This is a genomic window from Dyadobacter subterraneus, from assembly GCF_015221875.1.
In the GTDB taxonomy this organism is placed as follows: Bacteria; Bacteroidota; Bacteroidia; order Cytophagales; family Spirosomataceae; genus Dyadobacter; species Dyadobacter subterraneus.
The window spans coordinates 2841444-2866651 of sequence record NZ_JACYGY010000001.1; the positions used below are offsets into that span (position 1 = coordinate 2841444).

Annotated in this window: 22 protein-coding genes; 8 read left to right on the top strand and 14 right to left on the bottom strand. The window is 38.8% G+C overall.

What is annotated here, in order from left to right; all coding sequences use genetic code 11:
• Positions 1 to 30: 30 nt before the first annotated feature.
• The 4 genes from IEE83_RS11640 to IEE83_RS11655 all read right to left on the bottom strand — a co-directional run bounded on the left by IEE83_RS11640 (position 31) and on the right by IEE83_RS11655 (position 3105).
• Positions 31 to 975, bottom strand: coding sequence for a ribose-phosphate pyrophosphokinase (locus IEE83_RS11640; protein WP_194120747.1), 945 nt, complete (start codon positions 973 to 975; stop codon positions 31 to 33).
• A 38-nt stretch (positions 976 to 1013) separates the two neighbouring features.
• Entirely contained in the window at positions 1014 to 1499 is a 486-nt protein-coding gene (locus tag IEE83_RS11645) for a phosphatase PAP2 family protein (RefSeq protein ID WP_228101776.1), read from the bottom strand.
• An 86-nt stretch (positions 1500 to 1585) separates the two neighbouring features.
• Positions 1586 to 2563, bottom strand: a complete 978-nt coding sequence (gene trpS, locus IEE83_RS11650) for a tryptophan--tRNA ligase (protein ID WP_194120749.1) — start codon at positions 2561 to 2563, stop codon at positions 1586 to 1588.
• A 344-nt stretch (positions 2564 to 2907) separates the two neighbouring features.
• Entirely contained in the window at positions 2908 to 3105 is a 198-nt protein-coding gene (locus IEE83_RS11655) for a hypothetical protein (protein WP_194120750.1), read from the bottom strand.
• A 154-nt stretch (positions 3106 to 3259) separates the two neighbouring features.
• On the opposite strand from IEE83_RS11655, the gene IEE83_RS11660 reads away from it, so the two are divergent.
• From IEE83_RS11660 to trxA, 3 genes are all read left to right on the top strand, one after another.
• Positions 3260 to 3949 carry a DUF2461 domain-containing protein gene (locus IEE83_RS11660; protein WP_194120751.1) on the top strand — a complete coding sequence of 230 codons (690 nt, stop codon included), beginning with the start codon at positions 3260 to 3262 and terminating at the stop codon, positions 3947 to 3949.
• A 47-nt stretch (positions 3950 to 3996) separates the two neighbouring features.
• Positions 3997 to 7650, top strand: coding sequence for a DNA polymerase III subunit alpha (dnaE, locus tag IEE83_RS11665; protein WP_194120752.1), 3654 nt, complete (start codon positions 3997 to 3999; stop codon positions 7648 to 7650).
• A gap of 89 nt (positions 7651 to 7739) precedes the next feature.
• A complete protein-coding gene (gene trxA / locus IEE83_RS11670) occupies positions 7740 to 8072 on the top strand; it encodes a thioredoxin (RefSeq protein ID WP_194120753.1) in 333 nt (110 codons plus the stop codon).
• Between the two features lie 262 nt (positions 8073 to 8334).
• Here trxA and IEE83_RS11675 read toward each other — a convergent pair whose 3' ends face one another.
• The 8 genes from IEE83_RS11675 to IEE83_RS11710 form a co-directional block, all read right to left on the bottom strand.
• Positions 8335 to 9225, bottom strand: coding sequence for a serine hydrolase (locus tag IEE83_RS11675; RefSeq protein ID WP_194120754.1), 891 nt, complete (start codon positions 9223 to 9225; stop codon positions 8335 to 8337).
• A gap of 2 nt (positions 9226 to 9227) precedes the next feature.
• Entirely contained in the window at positions 9228 to 10103 is an 876-nt protein-coding gene (locus IEE83_RS11680) for an aldose 1-epimerase family protein (RefSeq protein ID WP_228101777.1), read from the bottom strand.
• Positions 10104 to 10158: 55 nt separating this feature from the next.
• Positions 10159 to 11370: an aspartate aminotransferase family protein gene (locus IEE83_RS11685; protein ID WP_194120755.1), complete on the bottom strand. Its 1212-nt coding sequence runs from the start codon at positions 11368 to 11370 to the stop codon at positions 10159 to 10161.
• A gap of 83 nt (positions 11371 to 11453) precedes the next feature.
• Positions 11454 to 12647 carry an ATP-grasp domain-containing protein gene (locus IEE83_RS11690; protein ID WP_194120756.1) on the bottom strand — a complete coding sequence of 398 codons (1194 nt, stop codon included), beginning with the start codon at positions 12645 to 12647 and terminating at the stop codon, positions 11454 to 11456.
• Between the two features lie 36 nt (positions 12648 to 12683).
• Entirely contained in the window at positions 12684 to 13541 is an 858-nt protein-coding gene (locus IEE83_RS11695; RefSeq protein WP_194120757.1) for a type 1 glutamine amidotransferase, read from the bottom strand.
• A gap of 167 nt (positions 13542 to 13708) precedes the next feature.
• Complete coding sequence (locus IEE83_RS11700; RefSeq protein WP_194120758.1) at positions 13709 to 14809, bottom strand: carboxylate-amine ligase; 1101 nt, start codon at positions 14807 to 14809, stop codon at positions 13709 to 13711.
• Positions 14810 to 14842: 33 nt separating this feature from the next.
• The gene (locus IEE83_RS11705) at positions 14843 to 16129 is read right to left on the bottom strand and encodes an ATP-grasp domain-containing protein (protein ID WP_194120759.1); all 1287 of its coding nucleotides are present in this window, start codon (positions 16127 to 16129) and stop codon (positions 14843 to 14845) included.
• Positions 16130 to 16297: 168 nt separating this feature from the next.
• Complete coding sequence (locus IEE83_RS11710) at positions 16298 to 17005, bottom strand: esterase family protein (RefSeq protein ID WP_194120760.1); 708 nt, start codon at positions 17003 to 17005, stop codon at positions 16298 to 16300.
• A gap of 286 nt (positions 17006 to 17291) precedes the next feature.
• On the opposite strand from IEE83_RS11710, the gene IEE83_RS11715 reads away from it, so the two are divergent.
• Both IEE83_RS11715 and IEE83_RS11720 read left to right on the top strand, forming a co-directional pair.
• Positions 17292 to 18350, top strand: a complete 1059-nt coding sequence (locus tag IEE83_RS11715) for a carboxypeptidase-like regulatory domain-containing protein (RefSeq protein ID WP_194120761.1) — start codon at positions 17292 to 17294, stop codon at positions 18348 to 18350.
• A 77-nt stretch (positions 18351 to 18427) separates the two neighbouring features.
• Positions 18428 to 19237 (top strand): alpha/beta hydrolase, encoded by an 810-nt coding sequence (locus IEE83_RS11720; RefSeq protein WP_228101778.1) that lies wholly within the window; start codon positions 18428 to 18430, stop codon positions 19235 to 19237.
• A 39-nt stretch (positions 19238 to 19276) separates the two neighbouring features.
• Here IEE83_RS11720 and IEE83_RS11725 read toward each other — a convergent pair whose 3' ends face one another.
• A complete protein-coding gene (locus tag IEE83_RS11725) occupies positions 19277 to 20296 on the bottom strand; it encodes an acyl-CoA reductase (RefSeq protein WP_194120762.1) in 1020 nt (339 codons plus the stop codon).
• 132 nt (positions 20297 to 20428) lie between these two features.
• On the opposite strand from IEE83_RS11725, the gene IEE83_RS11730 reads away from it, so the two are divergent.
• The 3 genes from IEE83_RS11730 to IEE83_RS11740 all read left to right on the top strand — a co-directional run bounded on the left by IEE83_RS11730 (position 20429) and on the right by IEE83_RS11740 (position 23717).
• Positions 20429 to 20776 (top strand): 4Fe-4S binding protein, encoded by a 348-nt coding sequence (locus IEE83_RS11730; protein ID WP_194120763.1) that lies wholly within the window; start codon positions 20429 to 20431, stop codon positions 20774 to 20776.
• A gap of 348 nt (positions 20777 to 21124) precedes the next feature.
• A complete protein-coding gene (locus tag IEE83_RS11735; protein ID WP_228101779.1) occupies positions 21125 to 22354 on the top strand; it encodes a porin in 1230 nt (409 codons plus the stop codon).
• Between the two features lie 43 nt (positions 22355 to 22397).
• Positions 22398 to 23717: an ammonium transporter gene (locus tag IEE83_RS11740; protein WP_194120764.1), complete on the top strand. Its 1320-nt coding sequence runs from the start codon at positions 22398 to 22400 to the stop codon at positions 23715 to 23717.
• A 135-nt stretch (positions 23718 to 23852) separates the two neighbouring features.
• Here the strand turns inward: IEE83_RS11740 and mtaB are convergent, their stop codons facing one another.
• Positions 23853 to 25181, bottom strand: coding sequence for a tRNA (N(6)-L-threonylcarbamoyladenosine(37)-C(2))-methylthiotransferase MtaB (gene mtaB, locus IEE83_RS11745; protein WP_194120765.1), 1329 nt, complete (start codon positions 25179 to 25181; stop codon positions 23853 to 23855).
• Positions 25182 to 25208: the final 27 nt, after the last annotated feature.

Below are 25208 nucleotides of genomic sequence, written 5' to 3' on the forward strand. Positions count from 1 at the left end.
AATATTTATTAAAGTTAAAAAAAATAAAATTTACTGATAATTTATAAACAATGAACTAATAGATTCGTGATCTCTGATACGTCCGATTGCTTTTGCGAACAACTCCGCAACTGACAATACGCGTATTTTGTCATTCTGTTGCTTAAGAGGGATAGTATCTGTAACAATTAATTCCTCCAAGACAGAATTTGCAATATTTTCATGTGCTTTCCCGGACATAATCGGGTGAGTACTAATGGCTCTGACAGAATTTGCACCTTTCGCCATTATTATTTCAGCAGCCTTGCATAAAGTGCCGCCTGTATCAATTAAGTCATCCACAAGCACTACATCCATACCCTCAACTTCACCGATAACCTGCATACTCGCAATTTCGTTGGCTCTTTTTCTGTGTTTATCACACAAAATCATGTCAACGTTCATAAACTTGGCAAAATTTCTTGCCCTTGCAGCTCCACCCATATCCGGTGATGCAATAAGAAGATTTTTAAGACCAAGTGATTTGATGTAAGGAACAAAAATAGAAGTTCCTTCCAGGTGATCCACGGGCAAATCAAAAAATCCCTGAATTTGTCCTGCATGAAGATCAACCGTCATCAGGCGATCTACACCAACAGCTGTCAACAAATTGGCAACCACTTTTGCAGCTATTGCTACGCGGGGTTTGTCCTTTCTGTCCTGGCGCGCATATCCAAAATAAGGAATAACAACGGTCACATAGTGTGCGGAAGCTCTGCGTGCTGCATCTACCATTAAAAGAAGTTCCAGCAAATTATCTGCCGGCGGAAAGGTCGACTGAATCAAAAACACGTCACAGCCGCGTATCGATTCCTCGAAGCTTGGAGATAATTCACCGTCGCTAAATTTGCGAAGTGTGTATCCTCCCAACTCCTTGCCATAGTACCTTGCAATGTCCTTAGCCAGGTACTCCGACTGACTTCCTGAAAATATTTTTACTGTATTAAAAGAGCCCATGGCCAAACTAAAATTTGCGCAAAATTAATAAAAATCAATTAATTAGGATAGTATTTCTTTAAAAATATTAAATAAAGTTGAATACATATCCAGCCGGTAAGCAGACCGACCAATGCTCCGACGAAAATATCTCCCGGATAATGAACGCCGACATAAACCCGGCTATAAGAATAAAAAGCAGCCCAGGCAAGCAGCCAGCCCATATTACTGATCTTATCCTTTGTCAGTTGAAACCACACTATTGCAAGTGAAAAGCTTGTTGCAGCGTGTGCGGAAGCGAATCCATACAGGGCACCACATCCGCCGACATTATGTACGAGTCCGGCCAATAATGGTTCATGACAAGGCCGAAAACGTTCAAAATAGGGTTTCATTATACCAGAAACAACCTTATCTGATAAGATTACTGCCACTAAAACTGTAACTACAATGGCAATTGCACGCTTTTTTTCTGCTTTAATCGTGATAATAAGCAAGGCCAGATACATCGGAATCCAGGTAAATTTGAATGTTACCCAAAACATAATCGAATCTAACAAGGGTGTATTTTTGCCATTAAGCCATAGAAACAGCTGTTGGTCTGCGTGGACAATTGAGTCAATCGCCGAAATCATTCGCCAAAACCGAGCACCCGGCGGACTTTTGCAATTGTCTCTCTGGCAATAATTCTGGCTTTTTCTTCACCTGTTTTCAAGATCCTTTCCAGCTCATCATTATTCTCCATGTAATAATTGTAGAGGCGACGCGGTTCAGCATATTTTTCAAGAATAATTTCAAAGAGCGCCTGTTTTGCATGACCGTAACCATAACCGCCGTTCAAATAATTCTGACGCATGGTTTCAGTTTCAGTTTCTGAGGCAAGCAAAGAATAGATTTTGAAAGTGATATCAGTATCCGGATCCTTCGGTTCTTCAAGCGGTGTAGAATCTGAAACAATCTTTTTAACAACTTTTTTCAATTCATTTTCCGGTAGAAAAATGTTGATATAATTGTTGTAAGATTTGCTCATTTTCTGGCCATCAATTCCAGGAATCGTCATCATTTTTTCATCGATCTGCGGTTCCGGCAAAACCAGAATGTCCTCGCCGGCAAGAAGATTGAAACGAGAAGCAATATCTTTTGCCATTTCCAGATGCTGCTTCTGATCTTTTCCAACCGGAATGATATTGGCGTTATAAAGCAAAATATCTGCCGCCATCAAAACCGGATAAGTAAATAGTCCGGCATTTACATCCGCAAGCTTTTCTGATTTATCCTTGAAAGAAGTTGCATTTGCCAGCATTGGAAAGGGCGTAAAGCAACTTAGATACCACGAAAGTTCTGTATGCTCCTGAACGCGGGATTGTCTCCAGAAAACATTTTTATCTGTATCAAACCCAAAAGCAAGCCAGGTTGATGCAATAGAGCGAACGTATAATTCACGCTCGGTTCCGTTTTTTAGTGTAGTAAGCGAATGGAGGTCCGCTATAAAAAGAAATGATTCGTTTTGTGGATTTTTGGATAGTTCAACAGCAGGCTGGATTGCGCCCAAAAGATTTCCCAAATGAGGAAGTCCGCTACTTTGTATCCCGGTAAGAATTCTGGCCATTTGTATTGTATGCGAATTGAAAAAGATTACTCTATAATAGAATTAATTATTGACTGAATTTCTTTGATTGAAACGGAGTCCTGTTCTGATTTATCCTACAGATGAAGTAAGTACAGCTCATCATCCTTAAAGTAGAAGTAAGTAATGATTCTCATTCCTCCACTTTTTCCCCTGCCCTTACTTTTTACACTTAATCTGATTTTAAAAATATTTTTACCCAGGGATTTTCCCATTTCAGGGTTTTTACCTAGCTCGGATATTAAATCCTGGATTTCCTCATTGAGGGATTTGAATTTTTTGATAAGCGCTTAAATTCCTTTTTAAATTCTGGTGTGTAAGTGATTTTAGTCATTAAACAGCTCGTTAATGTCAGGTTTGGGAAGTTTGCCTTCCCGCATCAATTTCATTTCGTCAACAGACTTACTTAATGATGCGAAAAATTTTTCTCTTTCCAGCTTTTTCTGGATTTCCTTCCAATCCTCTATCGTAACAAGAACTCCTGTCTTCTTACCCTTTTCATTTGACAAAAATTGAACGTTCATAATTTTCAGTTGATTATGAGTTTTAAAGAAACTTCGTCCTTTCGAATTGTAAAATTCGTTAAATTGATTCAGAAAAACGTGGTAAATTTGATATTTGTAAATTGTCTAAGGTTTACAAAACGTGAAAAACGGATTAATATCTCAGAATATTTTTATGCTTCAATCATCAACACTCAAATTTCTAACAGAACTAGTTCAAAATAATAACCGGGAATGGTTTCAGGAAAACCGGAAAAGATACGATGATTCCAGAGCTGATTTGGAAAAACTGGTTGGAATATTACTTACAGAAGTTGGTAAATTTCATGATCTTGGTAATGTTCAGGTGAAAGACTGCATTTTCAGGATCAATCGTGATGTGCGCTTTTCAAAAAATAAAGATCCATATAAAAGTAATTTAAGTGCCGGAATCGGTCCTGGCGGCAGAGGATCGGGCCGGATTGATTATTATTTACATATTCAGCCTAATGGTGAATCTTTTCTTGGCGGTGGAATGTGGGATGCAACAGCCGAGCAATTGGCAAAATATCGTCAGGAAGTTGATTATAATGCGGATGAATTAAAAAGCATTATTTACGACAAAACATTCCGTGAATTTTTCCCCGAAATCTCCGGTGAATCTTTAAAAACTGCACCAAAAGGTTACCCGAAAGATCACCCGGAAATTGAATTGTTAAGAAGAAAACAACTTTTCTTTATCCATCGTTTTACAGATAAAGATGTGACTTCAAAGGATTTCGCTGATTCAATTGTAAAAGGAATGAAATTGCTGAAACCTTATACCGATTTTATGAATTATATACTGTATGATGCCAATCCGGAAGCGGAGGATATTCAGTTGTAATGATTGAATAAAAGAATTAGAATTGAGCGAATCTTCAAACAAAATATATGCAATTTTCCCACTTACACTGCCACACCCAATTTTCATTGCTCGATGGTGCTGCTGATATCAAAAAGCTTTTCAAAAAAGCCAAGGAAGATAACATGCCCGCCGTTGCGATTACCGACCATGGAAATATGTTCGGCGTTTTTGAATTTGTGGCCGAGGGTAATAAACAGGGTATAAAACCAATCGTAGGCTGTGAATTTTATGTGGTGGAGGATCGCCATATTCGTCAGTTTACGAAAGAAAAAAAGGATGTTCGCCATCATCAGCTGCTTTTGGCAAAAGATGAAATTGGATACAAGAATCTTGTCAAAATGTGTTCTCTTGGTTTTATAGAGGGCATGTATGGTAAATATCCAAGAATTGATAAGGAGCTGATTGTCAAGTACCATAAAGGACTTATTGCGACAACCTGCTGTATCGGGGCGATCATTCCTAAAACAATTATCAGAAAAGGAGAAGCCGAAGCTGAGAAGGAATTCAAATGGTGGCTGGATCTTTTTGGGGATGATTTTTATGTTGAATTACAGCGTCACGAAATCCGCGATCAATATATTGTTAACGAGGTTCTCATCCGTTTTGCAAGAAAATATAATGTCAAAATTATTGCATCGAATGATTCACATTATGTAGATCAGGAAGACTGGAATGCACATGATATTTTGCTTTGTATCAATACGGGAGACAAACAAAGTACGCCTTCGGCGAAAGATTTTGATGATGATAAAGGTATTCCAAAAGGCTCTCGTTTTGCATTTTTTAACGATCAGTTTTACTTCAAAAATACAAGTGAAATGATGAAATTGTTTAACGACTTACCTGAGTCGATAGACAATACCAATGAGATCGTTGACAAGATAAAAACGCTGAATCTTAACAAAGATATTCTACTGCCAAACTTCCCGATTCCTGAGGAATTTAAGACACATAGATTGTCTGAAATGGTTGGAAATAAGGAGCTGACAGCCGATGTACTTAACCAATGGGAGTATTTGCGGCATATAACTTTTGAAGGCGCAAAGTTTAAATATGGCACAATAACAGCAGAAATCGAGGATCGTCTGAACTTTGAATTGAATACAATCCGGAATATGGGTTTTCCCGGTTACTTCCTGATTGTTGCGGACTTTATTGATGCTGGCCGGAAAATGGGTGTATTTATTGGTCCAGGTCGTGGTTCTGCGGCGGGATCTGTGGTCGCTTATTGTACAGGAATCACCAATATTGATCCGATTAAATACGATCTTCTTTTTGAACGTTTCCTTAATCCTGACCGTATTTCTCTTCCTGATATTGATACGGATTTTGACGATGAAGGCCGCCAGAAAGTAATTGATTATGTTGTTAAAAAATATGGTTACAACCAGGTTGCGCAGATTGTAACCTATGGCACAATGGCTGCCAAATCGGCGATAAAAGATGTGGCTCGTGTAATGGATTTGCCGTTACAGGATGCCAACATGCTAGCCAAACTGGTACCGGATAAGCCGGCATATAATATGACTTTGTCAAGAATTTTCTCAGCGCCATTGGAAGGCGAAGGTAGTTTGACGAAGAAAGAAGGAATCGCTCCTGAGGAATTGGATAACGTGAAGAAAATGCGTGCCATTATCGCTGGAAATGATCTTCAAGCCAGTGTATTACAGGAAGCAAGACGACTGGAAGGGACGGTAAGAAATACCGGTATTCACGCGGCAGGGATTATTATCGCGCCAAGTGATCTTACTGAAATTATTCCGGTAAGTACTTCCAAAGATTCTGATTTTCTAATTACCCAGTATCAGGGGAAAATCATTGAAGATGCGGGAGTAATTAAAATGGACTTTTTAGGTCTTCGAAACCTGACCATTATTAAAGAAGCACTTCGACTGATCAAACGAAATCACAGTATTTCAATTGTCATCGACGATATTCCACTGGATGATCCGAAAGTGTTTGAACTTTTCCAGAGAGGTGAAACCAACGCGATTTTCCAGTTTGAATCCGATGGTATGAAAAAACACATGCGGGATCTTATTCCGGATCGTTTTGAGCACCTTATCGCGATGAACGCATTATACCGTCCGGGGCCAATTGCTTACATTCCAAACTTTATCCGAAGGAAAAATGGGCATGAAGAAATTACCTACGATTTACCTGAACTTGAAGAATATCTTGCTGATACTTATGGAATTACAGTTTATCAGGAACAGGTAATGCTTTTGTCCCAGAAGTTGGGCGGATTTACGAAAGGACAAGCGGATACATTGCGTAAGGCAATGGGTAAAAAACAGATTGAAACCCTGAATAAAATGAAAGGGTATTTCATGAAGGGTGGAGGAGAAAAAGGTCTGGATTTAAAGAAACTTGAAAAAATCTGGACCGACTGGGAAGCTTTTGCATCCTACGCCTTTAACAAATCCCACTCAACCTGTTACGCTTTTGTTGCTTACCAGACAGCGTATCTAAAAGCGCATTTTACGGCTGAATATTTGTCGGCGGTTTTAACAAGTTCTCTTGGTAACATTGAAAAAATTACATTTTTCATGGAGGAATGTAAGAGCCAGGGGATTACGGTTTTAGGTCCGGATATTAATGAATCGGATCGTCAGTTTAATGCTACAAGCAGGGGAGAGATCAGGTTTGGACTTGCGGGTGTGAAGGGAAGTGGTGATGCAGCGGTGGAATCCATTATAGAAGAACGTGATACTAACGGACAGTTTAAGGATATTTTTGATTTTATAACAAGGGTTAATTTAAGAACAGTCAATAAGAAAACGCTTGAAAGTTTAGCTTATGCAGGCGGTTTTGACTGTTTTGAAGATTATCACCGTGCCCAATATTTTACTTCCGAACCAGGTGGTGATGTGGGTACTTTCATTGAGCGTCTTATTCGTTATGCGAATAATTATCATGCTGAAAAAGCTTCTGCACAAGCATCTTTATTCGGTGCATTTGGAGGAAATGAAGCATTAATGGTCAAACCAAAACCGGCTGACGTACAGCCTTGGGATGATCTTGCCAAACTGCGTTACGAGCAGGAAGTTGTTGGTTTTTACATTTCCGGGCATCCCTTGGATACGTTCAGATTGGAACTTGACAATTTCTGTAACGGAACGCTGGATGAATTGTTAACCATTCATGAAGGAGAGCGGGCACCTAGAAATTTTGGCAAAGAGATTAGTGTAGGCGGAATCGTGACCAGTGTTACGGAGCGGATGTCTAAAAACGGAAATCCTTTTGTCATCTTTAAACTGGAAGATTATCGTGGCTCCATAGAAATGCTGCTTGGTGGAGAGGATTGTGTGAAGTTTAAGAATTATCTTGAAGTTGGTCGCTTTTTATACATTAAAGGAAAAATACAAAATCGCTGGAAACAGGAAGATCAGTTCGAGTTCAAGATTTCTTCTATACAATTGCTGACTGAAATCCGGGATAAGATGTGTAAGAAGATTAGAGTTAATTTAACTCTAGACCAGATTGATGCTCAGTTCATCATGCTATTAAATGAAACATTCAATAATAATCAGGGGTCATGTCCGGTTAATGTTACAGTGAAAGACCCTGATTCTCAGTTAGAAGTTGAGATGGTTTCCCGTGGTTATCGTGTATCTCCCACAAACGAATTATTCAAAACCCTTGAAGGCTCTTTGGGTGTCAAATTTTTTCTTAATTAGAACGGAAATTCAAGAATTCCGGAACTTTTATACCACTAATTTCATTATTATCTCAACTAATTAATATCAAAAAATAGACACTTATTGACATGGGAAAAGCACTTGAAATTACCGATAGCACTTTTGAAGAATTGATCCAGGGCGATCAGCCTGTACTTGTTGATTTCTGGGCAGAATGGTGTGGTCCTTGTAAAATGATCGGACCGGTTGTTGAGCAATTGGCAGGAGAGTATGAAGGAAAAGCTGTTATTGGTAAAATGGATGTAGATATGAATTCGGCAGTTCCTGCAAAATTCGGTATCCGCAGTATCCCTACTTTAATGATCTTCAAAAATGGTCAGTTGGTAGATAAAGTTGTAGGTGTTGTGCCTAAAACTACTTTGGAAGATAAATTAAATGCCCAAATCGTAGCGACTGTTTAATCTTAACAGTTTCAGGATTTATATAAAAAAGGCTCCTCACGGAGCCTTTTTTATTGGACTTCTATATTGATTGCCAAAAAAATACATAGTCCCAACCCTATAGGGGTTACCTGTTTATAGAAAAATAAGTCCGAGATCAATCAGTTAACTGCATCGCAGTTTCCTGATTCCAAGTTTCAGGAGGCTCCTATGGAGCCAATATTTTCGCACAATCTACCTCTTCTATAAACAGGAGGCTCTATGGAGCCATAATCGCAAGCACTTACTTCAAATTCAAATAAATCATCTCAGAAACACCCGCCAGCATTTTCCTGTTTGCCGCTTCATTTTCCCAGTCTCTTGATAAAATGACGAGGACATATTTTCTGCCGTCAGGAAGAAAAACAATCCCGCTGTCGTGTTGGATATTTGGAAGTCCGCCTGTCTTATGAGCTACTTTTACATCCTTTGGAAGTTTTCCCGGAATAACATCGTTGAATTTCTGATCTAGTAAAATCTTGATCATCGCATCACAGGCTTTCTGATTTACGATTTTACCAAGCGCCATTTTCTCAAATAGTAACCGCAGATCATAGGCATTCGTTGTATTATTAAGACCTTTTTGAAAAGCTTTCGAGTCTTCAACGCCTCGAAGAATCAGAATATCTTTTGCTCCTAACTCTCGCATAGTTTGCGTTACATTTTTCGCACCAACCAGATCGATAACCATATTTGTTGCAAAATTGCTGCTGACAATGATCATCTCGTAAACCAGATCTTTAATCGCACGTTTTTCACCAATATGCCTGTAAAGAATATGGTCGCTATCCTGAATGGAATCCTGACTGTACAAACTTCCATCTACAATACTTTTGAACTCGTTCTTTATGGTAATCGAATCCGTCAGTTTAAACTTTCCCTGATTTGCTTGCTTGAAAACCTCAATCATGACAGGCATTTTCATCGTACTTGCCGCATGAAAAGTTTCGTGCTCATTTATTGATAACTCTTCACCGGTCGTGAGGTCCTTAAAAGCAACAGCATAAGAACCTTTGTGTTTTGCCAATTCATCTGAAATTTTCTGCTTTAAATCTCCCATTTTTAATTTTGACTGCCCGACAACAGAGAAATGTGACAGGCAAAATAAAGCGATTGTAAAGCATACTTGTTTCATAGTTATTCTGTAATTTCGATTGAGTAAGATGCGTTGAAAGTTCCTTTGGCAGCCAGGTTTAATATTCCTTCTTTGGTTTCAAAATTGTGATCACTGTCGGCATTATCTGCGATTCCAAGCCATGGTTCTATGCAAACAAACTTTGCATTCGGTTTTGCCCAAATTCCCAGATAGGGAAAACCTTTATATACAACATGAACGACCTGAGATGATTTTTTACTTTTCAGACTTACGCTGGTTGAGTTCAGATTCTTGAAAATCAGCGCGTCATTATCAAACATATCTGATTGCAATGGCAAAATGTTTGAATTTTCAATGACCGGCTTTGTCGTTTTTCCAACCAGACCGTCTTTTTCCAAAAGCCAGGTTGAAGCATTTTCTGTTTTCTCAAATTCAAGATAATAATCTTCATATTCCTCGCCCTCGTTCACCGGACATTTGAATGCAGGGTGCCCGCCAAGTGAGAAAAATAATGTATAATCTCCGTGATTTATGATCTTATGGTCGACAGTAATTTTATTTCCTTCAAGCGTGAACGTGATCAGAAATTCAAATTCATAAGGATAAATCTGTAAAGTTTTTTCGCTGTATTTCAAACCATAAGTCAAACTGTTTTTGGTTTGATCAACAAGTTTGACGTTAGGATTATTTCTAACGAAACCATGTCTTGGGACTTTATATTGATGACCCTTAATCAAAACATAACCATCTTTTATCGCTCCGATTACCGGAAAAAGTACAGGCGCATAGCTACCCCAGATATCCGGGTTTGCATCCCACATATATTCTTTTCCTGATTTTTTGGAATGAATTTCACAAAGTTCTGCACCAAGTTCACTGACACCAACTCTGAGAATATTATTTTCTATTGTAGCCATGATCTAATTTAAAGTTTATTAATCAGTAAAATAAATTTGGTTGGTAATATCTAATTTATTGTTCCAATACTTCTATTATCACTCCACAACCTTCCCGGATTTGTTCTTCGGTAATAACAAGCGGTGGGGCGAGTCGCATGGAATTGTCACAAAAAAGGAACCAGTCTGTTATGACACCTTTTGCAATACAACTATCTATGGTCTGTTTTAAAACATCAAAAGAATCCATTTCCGCCGCAAGCATCAATCCTTTTCCTCTGACTTCTTTAATTTTAGGATGAACTAATAATGACTTAAAAAGCTCTCCTTTGGCAACTGCCTTTTCAGCCAGATTTTCTTTCAATGTTACTTGAAGTGCAGCAAGTGAGGCCGCAGAACTTACCGGATGTCCGCCAAAAGTTGTAATATGCCCAAGCACAGGATTGTTTTTGAATACACTCATTACTTCCTGAGAGGCCATAAAAGCACCGATCGGCATCCCGCCACCCATTCCTTTGGCACTTAGAAGTACGTCAGGATAAATATCATATTGTTCAAATGCCCAGAAAGATCCTGTTCGCCCAAATCCGGTTTGAACTTCGTCAAGAATTAATAATGCTCCAACTTCTGTACATCTTGAACGAAGCGCTTTTATATATTCCGGAGCAGGAACCCGAACACCTGATTCACCTCCAATTATTTCTATAATTACCGCAGCGGTTTTGGTAGTGATAAATTCAAGATCTTCAATCTTACCATGTTCGATATTTCTGATTCCAGTTAATAAGGGACGGAAATTTCGCTTGAAAGATTCAGCACCCGAAAGACTTAATGCACCTTGCGTAGAACCATGATATGCATTGTAACATGAAATAAATTCAGCCCGGCCGGTAAAACGTTTCGCAAGCTTCATCGCGCCTTCCACCGCTTCGGTTCCGGAATTTGTAAAATATACATTATCTATTTTACCAAAAGGAGAGGGGTTTTCCGATTCAAGATTTAAGGTTTCTGTCAACGCTTTTGCAAGTTGTACCTGCGTGCTTTGGATGAATTCACCGTAAACCAGCAAATGCATATGTTTATCCAGTTGCTCGTGCAAAGCTGCCAAAACTTCGGGATGTCTGTGGCCAACATTACTAACACCAATGCCGGAAATCAAATCTAAGTAGCGTTTCCCGTCCGTTCCAAACATATAAACACCTTCTGCTTTTTCAATTTCAAGAGCCAGCGGAAAGTCAGAAGTTTGGGCAATATGATCAAAAAAATGTTGACGATGTGAAATATGCATTTAATACTTATTATACTTTTTTAATTTATTTTACTTTTGAAAAATATCATACTTTAAATATTTCTTTTTGAAATCTGAAATGCTCATTCTTCAAAAAAACAAGCCGTTCCGCCAACCCATGTGAAGTCTTTATTAAACCTTACACCAATCATTTCTCCACGGCTTAATCTACTCAAACTGGTTAACAGACGAGGTCTTTTTTCTCCATCGGGCCATCCATACATCATCCTGACTTCACATTTTACCAATCCATCGGGGGCCTGAACAACGGGTTCATAAACCACTTTTCTTTGTAAAATGTAATTTTCCGGATCCGTTATTTCTTTCAGCATTTCTTCCTTCAAATGAAGCTGAACGCCGGTTCCTGCGAAGGAGAAAAGTGGTTTCAGGACATAATTTTCCAGATCAGCAGGAAATTGATTGTTATAATCAGAAACGAATCTGGTTTCAGGAATATATTCTCCCGTCAAAAATGGCAGGGTGAATTTACTGATTCGGAAAAACCAGTTTGGGTGACCAACCCAGTCAACATCCACATCATCAGTAAAATGATAATTCGTTTCCAGGTCAGGATAATTTTGCAGATCATCAAAAATCAGGCGGTTATAAATTCGCTTCACCTGAATTTTATTACCATCCTTTTCGTAAAAAAGATTACGTCCTTCCTTGATCAATTTGGTATAACAAACTGCTTTAACGCCGAGCAGATTTTCCGTTAAAGCAAAGTCAATTCTGGTTTTTTGTTTTTCAGGAAATATTTCAAGCAGAATTACATTTTCGGGATTTTCATTACCTACAATTAGCTTTTTTAAGTCCCCGACATATTCATCTAAATTTTCAGATCCGAAGGAGTATTGAAAATTATCAGGAATCGGAAAATATTTTTTAAAAGTTTCCGATAAATATCCCTGATAAGCGTAAAGAGAAGCAAAGCCTTGCAATTCAATTAATTTTGGTACCAAAGCTCCATTTTCATTCTTACAAATCGCAAAATCGATTGCTAAAAAAGATGTATGCCCGTTTTCATTTGGAACATTCTGATCAGCCGGAATTGCGCGGTCTGTTTTAGATTTGAAATCATCAGAAATCATCGTTTCAACGATTTCCTCACAAGCTTCAATCAGTTTATTTTTTAAATCTTTCGGTACAAAAACCGGCGTTTCAGCCACACGAAAATCAAGCTGATCAGGATAATCTGTTTGAATTGCATTAATGAGCTGCTGGTATTTTTCCTCAGAAAATGACTGATTAAATAACTTTCGGGCTTCCTGATGCATATTTTCCTGAATTTACTTTGTTGAATGAATGTCGAATTACTTAACAGGTATAGGAACATTTTCTGATTCCTGAACTTTATCAAATGCAATTTTTAAAAATGTCGGAATAATTGTTGCCTCCGTCATTCTGATTTTGTCAGGATCGTTCAAATGTTCGATCATGTCGTTATATTTTGCTACACCGTAATTTTCGGTGATACTTTTCTTCTTATCTTCTCTTAAAAAATATCTCAGCATTCCTTCCGAATCTGCTTCCGGATGAAACTGGGTTCCAACAATTTCCTTGGAAAAACGGATCGCCATTATGGCACGTTCCAGTGGTACATGCGGACGAATTTTTTCGAGACAAATAATCTTCGCGCCCATATTGTCAATCGCCTGCTGATCTGGCTGAATGACCTGAAAATCTCTGGAATCCACAATCCAGAATGGATCATTAAGTTGGTTTAACAACGGATCTTTTCTGCCCCAGGAAGTTTTATGAACCGGAAATGTTCCGAATGAAGTTTTTCTTCTTTTACCAACCGAACCGATTTGCCAGTGAATACTCGCCATCTGGAAAGAGTGACATATCAGGAAAAGATGTTTTTTTGTACGATTATGCCGGCTTGCATTAAATGCCGTCAGCTGATCCAGAAATCGAAAAAATTTACGTTCCCAGGCTTCTCCCGCAGGAGCAGGATTTCCCGGTCCGCCTGTTGAAATATATGCGTCAAAGTCCATTCCGGGTACTTCCAGTTTCTGGCGCACATCGAAAATCTCGTAACTAAGATTCAATAATTCTTTTTCACCAAACTCTGTGATGATTTTTTTAATACAACGCATCCCCTCATTTTCAAAGCCGTTGTACATGTCCAGAATAGCAATTCTGAACTGTTTCTTATCGTTGTTCATTTTTAGATAGGGCCCAAAGCTGATAGTTAATTTTGGTACTCCGTTTTGTTATTACCTTTATTTCAAAACGTAAATTTCCTCATTTGATTCAACAAAAAGAAGAATTCCCTTAGTATGTACTAAAAAGAATTCTTCTCGCAATCAATTATTAACCTGAATTGTGCCCGTTAATAAATACCGATTTTGGTCTCTGAAACGATATAATCAACAACGGCTTTCATGTCATTAGTTTTCTCAAAAACGGCTAGTTGACGGTCTGCGCCGGTACCCATTTCAAGAATCTGGTGGATGTATTCGATCTCGTTTCTGCTACCGAGTTCATCAATCACGTCGTCGATAAATTCCAGTAATTCCACAACCAGTAATTTATATTCAACTTCTTCCTGTTTACCAAAATCAATCAGTTTTCCGCTGATTCCATATCTTGCTGCGCGCCATTTATTTTCATTGATCAGCATGCGGTGATAAGGACGGAAACTTAAATTCTGTCGGTGAAGTTTATGGATTTTTGCTACGAGCGCCTGCATGATCGCAGCCAGACAAATCGTTTCATCCGTACGCATCGGCACATCACACATTCGGAATTCAATCGTGTTGAAAAACGGATGAAGCCTGATATCCCACCAGATTTTCTTGCCGTTATCAATACATTTCGTCTTCACCAGGAGATTGATATATTCGTCATATTCCGCTGCGCTTGAAAAATAATCAGGAATACCGGTTCTGGGGAATTTATCAAAAACCTTCGATCGGTATGATTTAAATCCAGTATTTCTTCCGCACCAGAATGGCGAATTTGTTGACAAAGCATATATGTGAGGCAGGAAATATCTTACAGCATTCATGATTTCAATTCCCTCATTCCTGTTTTCTATTCCAACGTGAACATGCAAACCGAAAATCAGATTTCCGCGCGCAACATCACGCATTTCGTCAATGATTTCGTCATAACGCGGATCAGGCGTTATCAGCTGTTCAACCCAATCAGCAAATGGATGTGTTCCGGCGGCTCCAACCTGCAAATCCTGCTTGGCTGCCAGGTCCAGGATCATTTTACGCAGATAGGTAACTTCCTCTCTGGCCTCCTGAATATTGTGACAAATATTAGTACCAACTTCAACCACCGCCTGGTGCATTTCAGCCTTAACCCGCTCTTTCAAAGTGATTTTCCCATCTTCAACCAGTTTGGACATGTGGGAGCGAAGATTTCTGGTAACAGGGTCAATAGTTTGAAATTCTTCTTCAATTCCGAGTGTGAAAGTCGCCATATTTTGATGCTGAGGTTAATTATTTATTGGCTACTATTTCTTTTTATTTGTTTTGCCAGCTACTTTTTTTGACGATTCGGCTACTTCTGCTTTTGGTGACGCCGCCTTTTTCGGGGTTGCCTTGGTTGCCGGTTTGGCAGGTTCAGGATCTTTGGCGCCGACCTTTTCAGGAGCTGGTTTTGCTATTGCTTTTCTTTTTGGAATCTCTTCAAAAGCCACAGGAGCCGGCGCTTTTTCTTTCACTAGTTTCGCAGCCGGAGTGGGTGTTTCGGAAGTTTCGTTTTTTGTAACAGTTTCCTTTTTCAATTTAACTGATTTTGCAACAACTACTTCGGGTTCATTCTTCGCAGGTTCCGGCGCTGGTAATGCAAAACCAACAGAATCTTTCACAAATGTTCCCCATGTTAGGTTTGTCTGACCAGCCTTATGATTTTTAGCTCTCTCGATTGCCATATTTGCAGCTGCCTCAACAACCCATTCAAAATTGTCATTTCCAACGGAATAGATATCAGCATCCGGCGCAGGATTACAGAAATCAATAGCAATTGGAATTCCGTCACGCACGGCAAATTCCACTGTGTTGAAATCATAACCCAAAGCAATATTGAGCTTTAAAGTATATTCTTTGATGGTTGCCAAAAGTTTCTCAGCTTCTTCACCTTTTGCTTTAATTTCGGAAGCGTAACGCAAATGATGCGGATTTCTCGGTTCGTATGGCATGATCAATACATCTTTCTGACCAATGCAATAACAACGGAAATAATCGTCAAACTGAATTTCTTCTTGCAGCATCATAATAAGCTGACCGGTTTCCTCATGTTTTCTCCACATATCATGCGGATCATTCACCTGGTAAACGCTTTTCCAACCGCCGCCATCATGCGGTTTCATATAAGCCGGAAATCCGATGTACTGGAACATCTCTTCCCATGCCAACGGAAATTTTAGGTTTCTAAATGAGGTTTCAGAAGTATCTGTTGGTCTTTCTTTTGATGGAATTAGAACCGTTTTTGGAACAGGAACGCCAATTTTTTCTGCTAATGCGTTATTGAAAAATTTCTCATCCGCACTCCACCAGAAAGGATTATTAATTACCGCCGTTCCACTTAAAGCCGCATTTTTAAGATAAGCCCGGTAAAACGGAACATCTTGGGAAATCCTGTCAATAATTACTGCATATTCTGTTGGGTCAGCCTGTACAACTTTTTCTATTGTTACTGCTTCTGCAATAATATCTTTTTCACCTTTGCTGTTAACGCGATCTATAAATGCCTGAGGAAAGGTATTTTCCATTCCAAAGAGTATCCCAATTTTTTTCATAATGATTTTTGTTAATGAGTTTAATAATTACGTGTGGTTAATGAGCCAAAAGGCGCATCGTGATTTTCAAAAATTGAATGGCTGGAAATTTTGATTGTTTAAAATTCCAAATAACAAAATGGTGCCAAAGAGCAGCTTGAATTTGATAATCAAATAAAATAATAGAACTCACATGATTCTGCTCAGATAATCGGGAAACATTTTGTTCCAAAGCGGCCAGTCATGTTTTTCCCAGCCTCTGACATCCAGCCAATGATCAATTCCCTTGGCACTAAGAATATTCGACATTTTGATATTACTATCCAGACAGATATCCCAATCCGATGTGCCCAGCACAATCTTCATATGATTATATCGCCAGCTTTGTTCATTTGGCATAAAATCGACAGGATTGCTGAAATAAACATTGTCGTCATAAAAGCCATCCATGAAATTTCGTATATCAAAAGCTCCGCTCATACTGACCAGATACGCGACCGAGTCCGGATGTCTAAAAGCAAAGTTTGCTGAGTGAAAACCACCAAAACTGCACCCTGCAACACCGATTTTATCTACATGGCATTCATTCCGGATGTAAGGGACAAGCTCATTCGTAAGAAATTTGTCATACTGAATGTGGTTTAAAACACGGGCTTCGGGATTTAAATGTTTGGCATACCAGGAATCAGCATCCACTGAATCAATACAATAAATTTTATATTTTCCTGAATCAACCAGTCCGCGAACTGACTCGATCAATCCCATATCTTTTGCCTGATAATACCTTCCAAGCGTTGTTGGAAATACCAAAATCGGATAACCCCAGCTGCCGTAAACCAGCATGTCGATATCACGGCCAAGGTGGTGCGAGTAATATTTTATATGCTTTTCCTCCAATGTGAGCTGAATTTTATTGATGATGTTGAAATATACAAAACATATAATAAGAAGCAAATAAGTGAAAAATGCGAATAAACAACGGTTGTTGGGCTCAAAAGAGAAATTTTATTAAATGCGGCAAAAAAGACAAACTGATAAAAGTTATAAATTTTAGCTTGCCAAATTTTATCTATTGGCTTGGGCTGAGGTAAATATCTTTTGATATTATTTTAAAATAAATGTAATAGTGTATTTTGTAACTAAATTAAACTTAGTTTCTAGTCGTTATAAAACTACACCAGTCATGAAAACTTTAAGTTTATACTTTTTACTACTGTTGGTATTCATTTCAGGTGGAGCTTACGCCCAGAAGAAGGTTTTCAAAGGACGTGTAGTTGATGCAGAATCAAATAAGCCCCTGGAATTTGTCTCTGTTTACATTACAAATTCTACTATTGGTACTTTAACCAATAATACCGGAGGTTTCTCATTCACGCTGGATCCGGGGAAATATGAGGTTGTAGTTTCAATGGTAGGCTACGGACCTATCATTCATCCAATCATAATAAAAAATGATGAAACAGCAATGGCGCCTGTTTTGTTTAAAATTCCACAGCAAGCCTACGCATTAGATGCAGTTTCTGTTACAGGAAAGCGTGATGCTTCCTGGTATGCGAACCTGAGGTTGTTTAAAGATTTCTTTTTAGGCAAAAGTGCAATTGCCCAAAAATGCAAATTGCTAAATCCTGATGCGCTTGTGACGGAATTTAATGTTGAAAAACAAACATTAACGGTCACAGCCAAAGAACCTCTGAAAATCCAAAATCCTGAGTTGGGATATAACATCAATTTTTTGTTGGTCGCATTTGTGTTGAATAAAAACGAAGGTTATGTAAGTTACCTGGGCTATCCGCATTTCGAACCCATGGATGGGAGTGAATCAAAAAAGCGGCAATGGATAGAAAAACGGCTCGAAGTATTTCAGGGATCTTCCATGCATTTCGCAAGGTCATTGAGGGATCAAAAATTACAGCAGGAAGGATTTCGTGTAACCAGGTCGATGACCTATGAAGATGTAGCTTATGAAGAATATCTTTCTTATTTGGATAATGAAGCGAAGGTAGAATTTAAAGGGTCTTTGAATGTTGTTTATCTTCGCAAAATGGAAGATCTTGACTATGTATATTCTAAAAACACAGGTGTTCGAAAGGCATCCTACCAAACTTCTACGATAAGCCTAAAAGATTCCTGTGTTTTAATAGATAAAACCGGAAGATTTGAAAAACCGCTTGGAATTATTTTCGATGGTTATTGGAGCTGGGACAAAGTGGGAGATATGCTTCCTTTTGATTACAATCCCTAGTAACATAATTTTGCCTCTTTCTTTTATTAAAACAAGGCATCTGTTACCTTGCCGCTTTATCGTCTTTAATCTTTATTTTGATTTCATCCGATCCCCAGCTTTTGTGTATTGAGCAAAGTATATCGTCTTTGTATCTTCATCGTGAAATTCTCATTTCAATAAAACTTCCTGTTCATTATAACGAGGAAAGGCAGTATCCGTTGCTTTTGGTAAATGACGGGCAGGATTTTGAAGCACTCAGGATAAATCATATCCTGGCAGATTTGCAGATAAATCAATTAATTGAACCAGTCATCGTGGTTGGTATTCATGCGGGAACAGACCGTTTGCAGGAATATGGTACGGTTTGTAAGCCGGATTATGCACATCGGGGAAGTAAGGCCGGTGCTACAACTGATTTTGTCTTAAAGGAATTACTGCCCTATTTAAATGAACATTATCCGGTTGATAATAATGATATTGCATATGCCGGATTTTCTCTAGGTGGCTTGATGGCTCTGGATATGGTTTGGAATCATCCCGATATTTTTTCCAAAACAGGAATATTTTCCGGTGCGTTGTGGTGGAGGCAAAAAGCGCTGGATGCCGGATATAGAGATGTTGACCGTATCATGCACGAACAGATCAGGAATTCTCATACAAAGCCGGATTTGAAATTCTGGTTTCAGACCGGTACCAATGACGAGACCGACGACCGTGATCATGATGGTATTATTGATTCAATTCAGGATACATTGGAATGTATTGCTGAACTTGAACGAAAGGGATTTGTTTGGGGAAAGGATATTAAATATTGTGAAACGCCAGGCGGAGAACACAACCCGGAGACCTGGTCCCGCGAGATGCCGAATTTTTTGATCTGGGCGTTTGGGAAAAACAATGCATGAAAAGCACATTTTAGTTTTCGTGCTTTTCATGGAGAATATTTATAAAGAAGTCAGAAAGGCCATCGTGTCCACCGAATCTGCATAATCGGAAAGTTCCGGTTCTTGCGTATGTCCAAAAGGAATAGCATTTGGAATGTATTTTTTATCACCAACCACACATTGTATCTTCTCTGAATTTTCTTCCAGATATTCCTTCATAGATTCCACATTCTCATAGGTTTCATAATGAACGACGCTGATTGGAGAAACCATTGCCGGGCTTTCTGTCAGCATCAGGAATCCAATATCATAATGAAGAACGCGGTTCACCAGCAAAATTGATTTGTTGTATTCGTAGTTATTGAAATATTTGTGATGATTAAGACACAGCTGATCAAAGGACTGAATCGATTCGAAAAACTTGGTAAAATCATATCCTTCGGGGATGTATAATTTCGAAACATTCCGGCATCCAAGGCCAAAGTATTGTAAAATATCCTTACCAAGTGAAGTTAACTCACTTTCACTTTCATTACCGGTTATAACAGCCAGTGAAGTTCTGTTTTTCCTTATTATGTTTGGTTTTTTGGAAAAATAGTAGTGAAAATATCTTGCTGTGTTATCACTTCCTGTCGCGATATAGGCATCAGAATCATTCAGTCTTTCAACAAAAAATATATAGTCCGAAAAGGCAGTTTCAATCTCAATAAGTTTTTCCAGTAAGGCAGGAATCAGTACTGGATCATCGGAACTGGGTTTTGCCAGTAATTTATGCCCGCTGATCAGTACACATAAAACATCATGAAATCCTACGGCCGGAATGTTGCCGGCCATAATCACTCCGATTTTTAAAGAGGTTTCAGGTTCCGGATATTGGTTAACCCAGGTTGTCAGGTTTTTTTCTGACAAAAAGCGCGTAGCAATTGCATCTAATGATCCAAGCACATTTACCGGCGTAAACCAGTTGTTTTTTCTATTGGCACTGATGGCTAATTCCTGAAGATAATCACTGTTTTGCGGGTCTTTCAGAAAATTTCCTAACTTAATAAAGGCATTTATGCGCTGAATTCTTGATATCATTCCAGGGAAACTAAAAATAATTAAATTTGTGAATCTGTTTTTATTTTTCTGATTGCCGGGAAACTTTAAATAGTTATATTTGTTAGTCTATTAGGGCGAAAAATAGGAACAAATATAAACAATCCGGCGACTATGGCTATAATGATAACCGATGAATGCATAAATTGTGGGGCGTGCGAGCCAGAGTGCCCCAATACGGCTATTTATGAAGGAGGTGTAGAATGGACTTGGGGAGAAGGTACGAGTTTGGACGAGGTAGATTTTGGAGACGGAACCGTGATAAGCGGTAAAGAAAAGCAGTCACCTGTTTCTGACGAATTCTATTATATAGTAACAGATAAATGTACCGAGTGCGTAGGCTTTCATGAAGAACCGCAATGCGCTGCCGTTTGTCCGGTGGATTGCTGCGTGCCTGATCCTGAAAATGAGGAGGAAGAAGAAACTTTACTGGCTAAAAAAGCTTGGATGCATGGTGAATAATCCATAATAATCTTTTAATGCTTTGAGAGGTCCACTTAACAGTGGACCTTTTTTTGTGCCCTGTGATTTTTTAATAGTAAAATAATAATAAAATTTCTTAATTAATAGAAGCAGCATTATTTAATAAAATTTTGTAATAGTATGCAAATACAGAATAAATTAAAATTTCTTAAAATATACGTAATAGCGTTAATATGTTTTAATATTGATAAAAAAGAGTACAAAAAAAGGAAAATTGCCGTTTCTATGATAAAAAATGACTATAATATTTGATAAATATAATTTTAGTACAATATTTGGTACGTAAATAATCAGTGAAACTATTAAATACGTAAACAGAAGAAAATTATGAAAAAGGTCTATTGCACAGTATTATCTTTAATGATCCCCTTTTTGGGTTTTAGTAAGTCGGGCTTGGGAGAAGAAAAAAAAACCAAAACAACAGAAACTACCAATATTGAGGAGGTAAAAGAAGAAGGTGAAGAAGGTAAAGGATCTTTTGCGTTTTCTGGTTATTTGGATTCTTATTACATGGCCAATTTTAATAAGCCAGCTTCACGATCAAATCTTGGCCAGGCTAACGCCCGTGTTTTTGATATTAAATCCGGTGAATTTCAATTAGGTTTGGTACAGGCAAAAGCGGTTTATACAAATTCAAAATCTGAGGCTGTTGTTGACTTGACATTCGGTCCTAATGCAAACCTTGGTAACTACGGTAACTTTCCTTTCAGTACTGCTCTTGCTATCAAACAAGCTTATTTTACTTACAAATTTACCGACAAGTTTTCTATGACAGCAGGACAATTCGGAACGCATATCGGATATGAGGTAATCGATGCGCCTGCAAACTTTAACTACTCGCTTTCAAACTTATTTAACAACGGGCCATTTTATCACACAGGGGTTAAAGCAACTTACGCATTCACTGACAAAGTTTCATTAATGGCTGGCGTAGTTAACAACGTAGATGGTTTGGGAGATAACAACCGCAAAAAAGGTATTATATCTCAATTATTTATTTCACCTGTTTCGGGCTGGAATGTGTATCTTAACTTTATCAATAGTAACGAAGCCAATCCAGGCGCTGACGGAGATTCTCCAAAAGCACACTACCGCGTATTCGACGTTACTTCAAGTTATCAGGTTACCCCTAAATTCCTTGTTGGAGTTAACGCCGCGCTTGGCTCTCAAAAAGGTGATTATCAGGGAACAGGTGGTCCGGTTGATTCTCAGTCATGGGGTGGTGCGGCCATTTATTCAAACGTAGCCATTACTGATAACTTTGCAATTGGTGCACGTTACGAGTATTTCAATAACGACAACGGTGTCAGAGCTTTGCTTGCTTATCCAAACGGAAAAGAGGATGGTGCAGTAGGTATCGGAACTCACGTAAATTCCGTAACTTTAACAGGTAACATCGGTCTTGCAGACGGACACATTCTTATCAAACCTGAATTCCGCCTTGATGCTTATCCAAAAGCAGGTGGTACAAAACAGGAACAGTTTGAAGATTCTGACGGAAATTTCACAAAAAGTAGTCAGACAACATTTGGAATTGCTTTTATCTATAAATTTTAATTCACCTTCTTAAATCAAAAACAATCGAAATCTCTACAAAACAATGGAAAAACGTAATTATTTACCACTGATTATTTTACTGGTAATTGCTCTGCTGGGAGCTTTTGTTCCTAGCGTGCCTACCAAAATTGTCACTGAGGGCTTAAATTCGGGCGATATCGCCTGGATGTTGGTATCATCCGCACTGGTACTGTTAATGACTCCCGGTTTAGCTTATTTCTATGGAGGAATGGTTAATAACAAAAATGTTATTTCCACAATGCTTCAAAGTTTTATTGCAATGGGCGTTATTAGCGTTCTTTGGGTTGTAGTTGGTTTCAGTCTTGCTTTTGGTGAAGATATTGGAGGGTTTATCGGTAACCCAACGACTCACTTTATGTTCAAAGGAGTCTTGGATGGTCCTGCTTTCGGAACAATTCCTTTCGCTTTGTTCGCGATGTTCCAAATGAAGTTTGCTGTTATTACGCCTGCACTTATCACAGGTTCTATGGCTGAGCGTGTTAATTTCCGCTCTTATGTTCTTTTCATGATCTTGTTCTGTGTGTTCGTTTACGCTCCGCTTTGCCATATGACATGGCATGCAGATGGTATCCTGTTCAAAATGGGTGTTCTTGACTTTGCAGGTGGAACGGTAGTTCACATGTCTGCTGGTTGGGCTGCTTTGGCTGGTGCAATGTATCTGAAAAGACGTAAATCTGTACTTGAAGCGCACGTGTTGCCTCCTGCAAATATCCCTTACGTTCTTTTAGGAACTGGTTTGCTTTGGTTTGGATGGTTCGGTTTCAACGCCGGTTCTGCTTTAACTGCTTCTCCTTTGGCTGTTTCGGCTTTCGCTGCTACTAACACGGCTGCTGGTGCTGCTGGTTTGGCCTGGGTATTGTTTGATGTTGCAAGAGGCAAAAAAGTTTCAGCGCTTGGATTCTGTATCGGTGCTGTTGTAGGTCTTGTTGCTATCACACCTGCTGCTGGTTTCGTAACGGTTCCTTCGTCTATCTTCATCGGTGCGGTTGCTGCATGTATCAGTAACTACGTTGCTCACCTACGTACACGTTCAACTTTGGATGATACACTTGACGTATTCCCTTGCCATGGTGTTGGTGGTATGGTTGGTATGTTGATGACAGGTATTTTTGCAACAAGCGCTGTTAACCCATTGGTTACTGACCAAGGTCTTGCTTTCGGTGAAACTACTCTTTTCATCAATCACGTAATTGCTTTGGTTGGTGTATCTGTTTTCGCATTCGGAGGTTCATTCCTTCTTATCAAAATCACAGATCTTATCCTGCCACTTCGTGTATCTGAATCTGACGAAAAAGTTGGATTGGATATCAGTCAGCATGACGAGTTCCTTGTTGAAGCATAAGAATTCAAAACATAAAAAATCGCCTGGCAGGATATTCTGCCAGGCGATTTTTGTTACAAAGCTTTCTGAAATAATTTCAAACGAAAACCAGGAATTCGGAGCTGAACTGCGAGCATTAAAACTGTTCGCTAAAAGCTAATGTGCCGGTTCATAATTTTCAGATTCCATTACTTCCATCAATCCTGATTCATTCAGGTTTATATACTGAATTTCTTTTGTTTCGTTAATCAGAAGCGGATCATACTTCACTGCAACCCGGATATAGTTTTCTGTAAAACCAAGCATTTGTCCGTTTTGAATTTCGTCTTCAAATAAAACAGTACCGGTTTTACCAATCTGGGATTCGTAAAAATGTCTCTTTTTCTTTTCAGAAAGTATATGAAGCATTTTAGAGCGTTCTGCTCTTTCTGATTTCGGAACTACCGGCTTGATCGTTACTGCCAAAGTATTTTCTCTTTCCGAATATGTGAAAACGTGGAGATAAGAAATATCCAGTTCATTTAAAAACTGGTAGCTTTCCAAAAATAATTCATGTGTTTCACCCGGGTGTCCTACAATTACATCAACACCAATACAGCAGTCTGGCATTAAGGATTTTATTTTTGCCACACGTTCAAAATATAATTCTCTCCGGTATCTCCGGCGCATCAGCGACAAAACTTTATTTGAACCCGATTGAAGCGGTATGTGAAAATGTGGAACAAAACGTTTCGACTGCGCCACAAATTCAATAACTTCATCAGTCAATAAATTTGGTTCAATTGAAGAAATCCTGAATCTTGATATTCCTTCAACTTCATCCAAAGCCTTGATCAAATTCAGAAACGTTTCTTTTTTCTCGCCATTCTGAATACCAAAATCACCGATATTCACGCCTGTCAGCACAATTTCCTTTACATCTCTTGCCGCGATTTCTTCCGCCGCTTTCACAATGTTAGCGATTGTATCGGAACGGCTTTTGCCACGCGCCAAAGGAATGGTACAATATGCGCAAGGATAATCACAGCCATCCTGAACTTTCAGGAATGTACGGGTACGGTCATTAAGTGAATAAGAAGTATGATACTCAACCGCATCTTCAATTGAAGAAGCAAGAATTTTTGCGGTTTGGTTGACTGGCTCTTTTTCAAAAGTATCCAATAACTCAACCAGCCGGAATTTTTCTGCTGCACCCAAAACGGCATCAACCCCAGGGATTTCCGCAATTTCGGCAGGTTTTAGCTGAGCATAACAGCCAATAATGGCCACATAGCCATCAGCATTTATTTTTTGTGCTTCACGAACGATTTTGCGGCATTTTTTATCCGCATTTTCCGTCACAGAGCAAGTATTGATGATAAATATATCCGGCTTATCGTTGAATTCAACTTTCGAATAACCCTTGTCTTCAAACATCCTTGCGATGGAGGAACTTTCGGAGTAATTCAGTTTGCAACCCAGCGTATAAAAAGCGACTTTTTTCATAGTAGTGACAATAAGAGTGCAAAATTA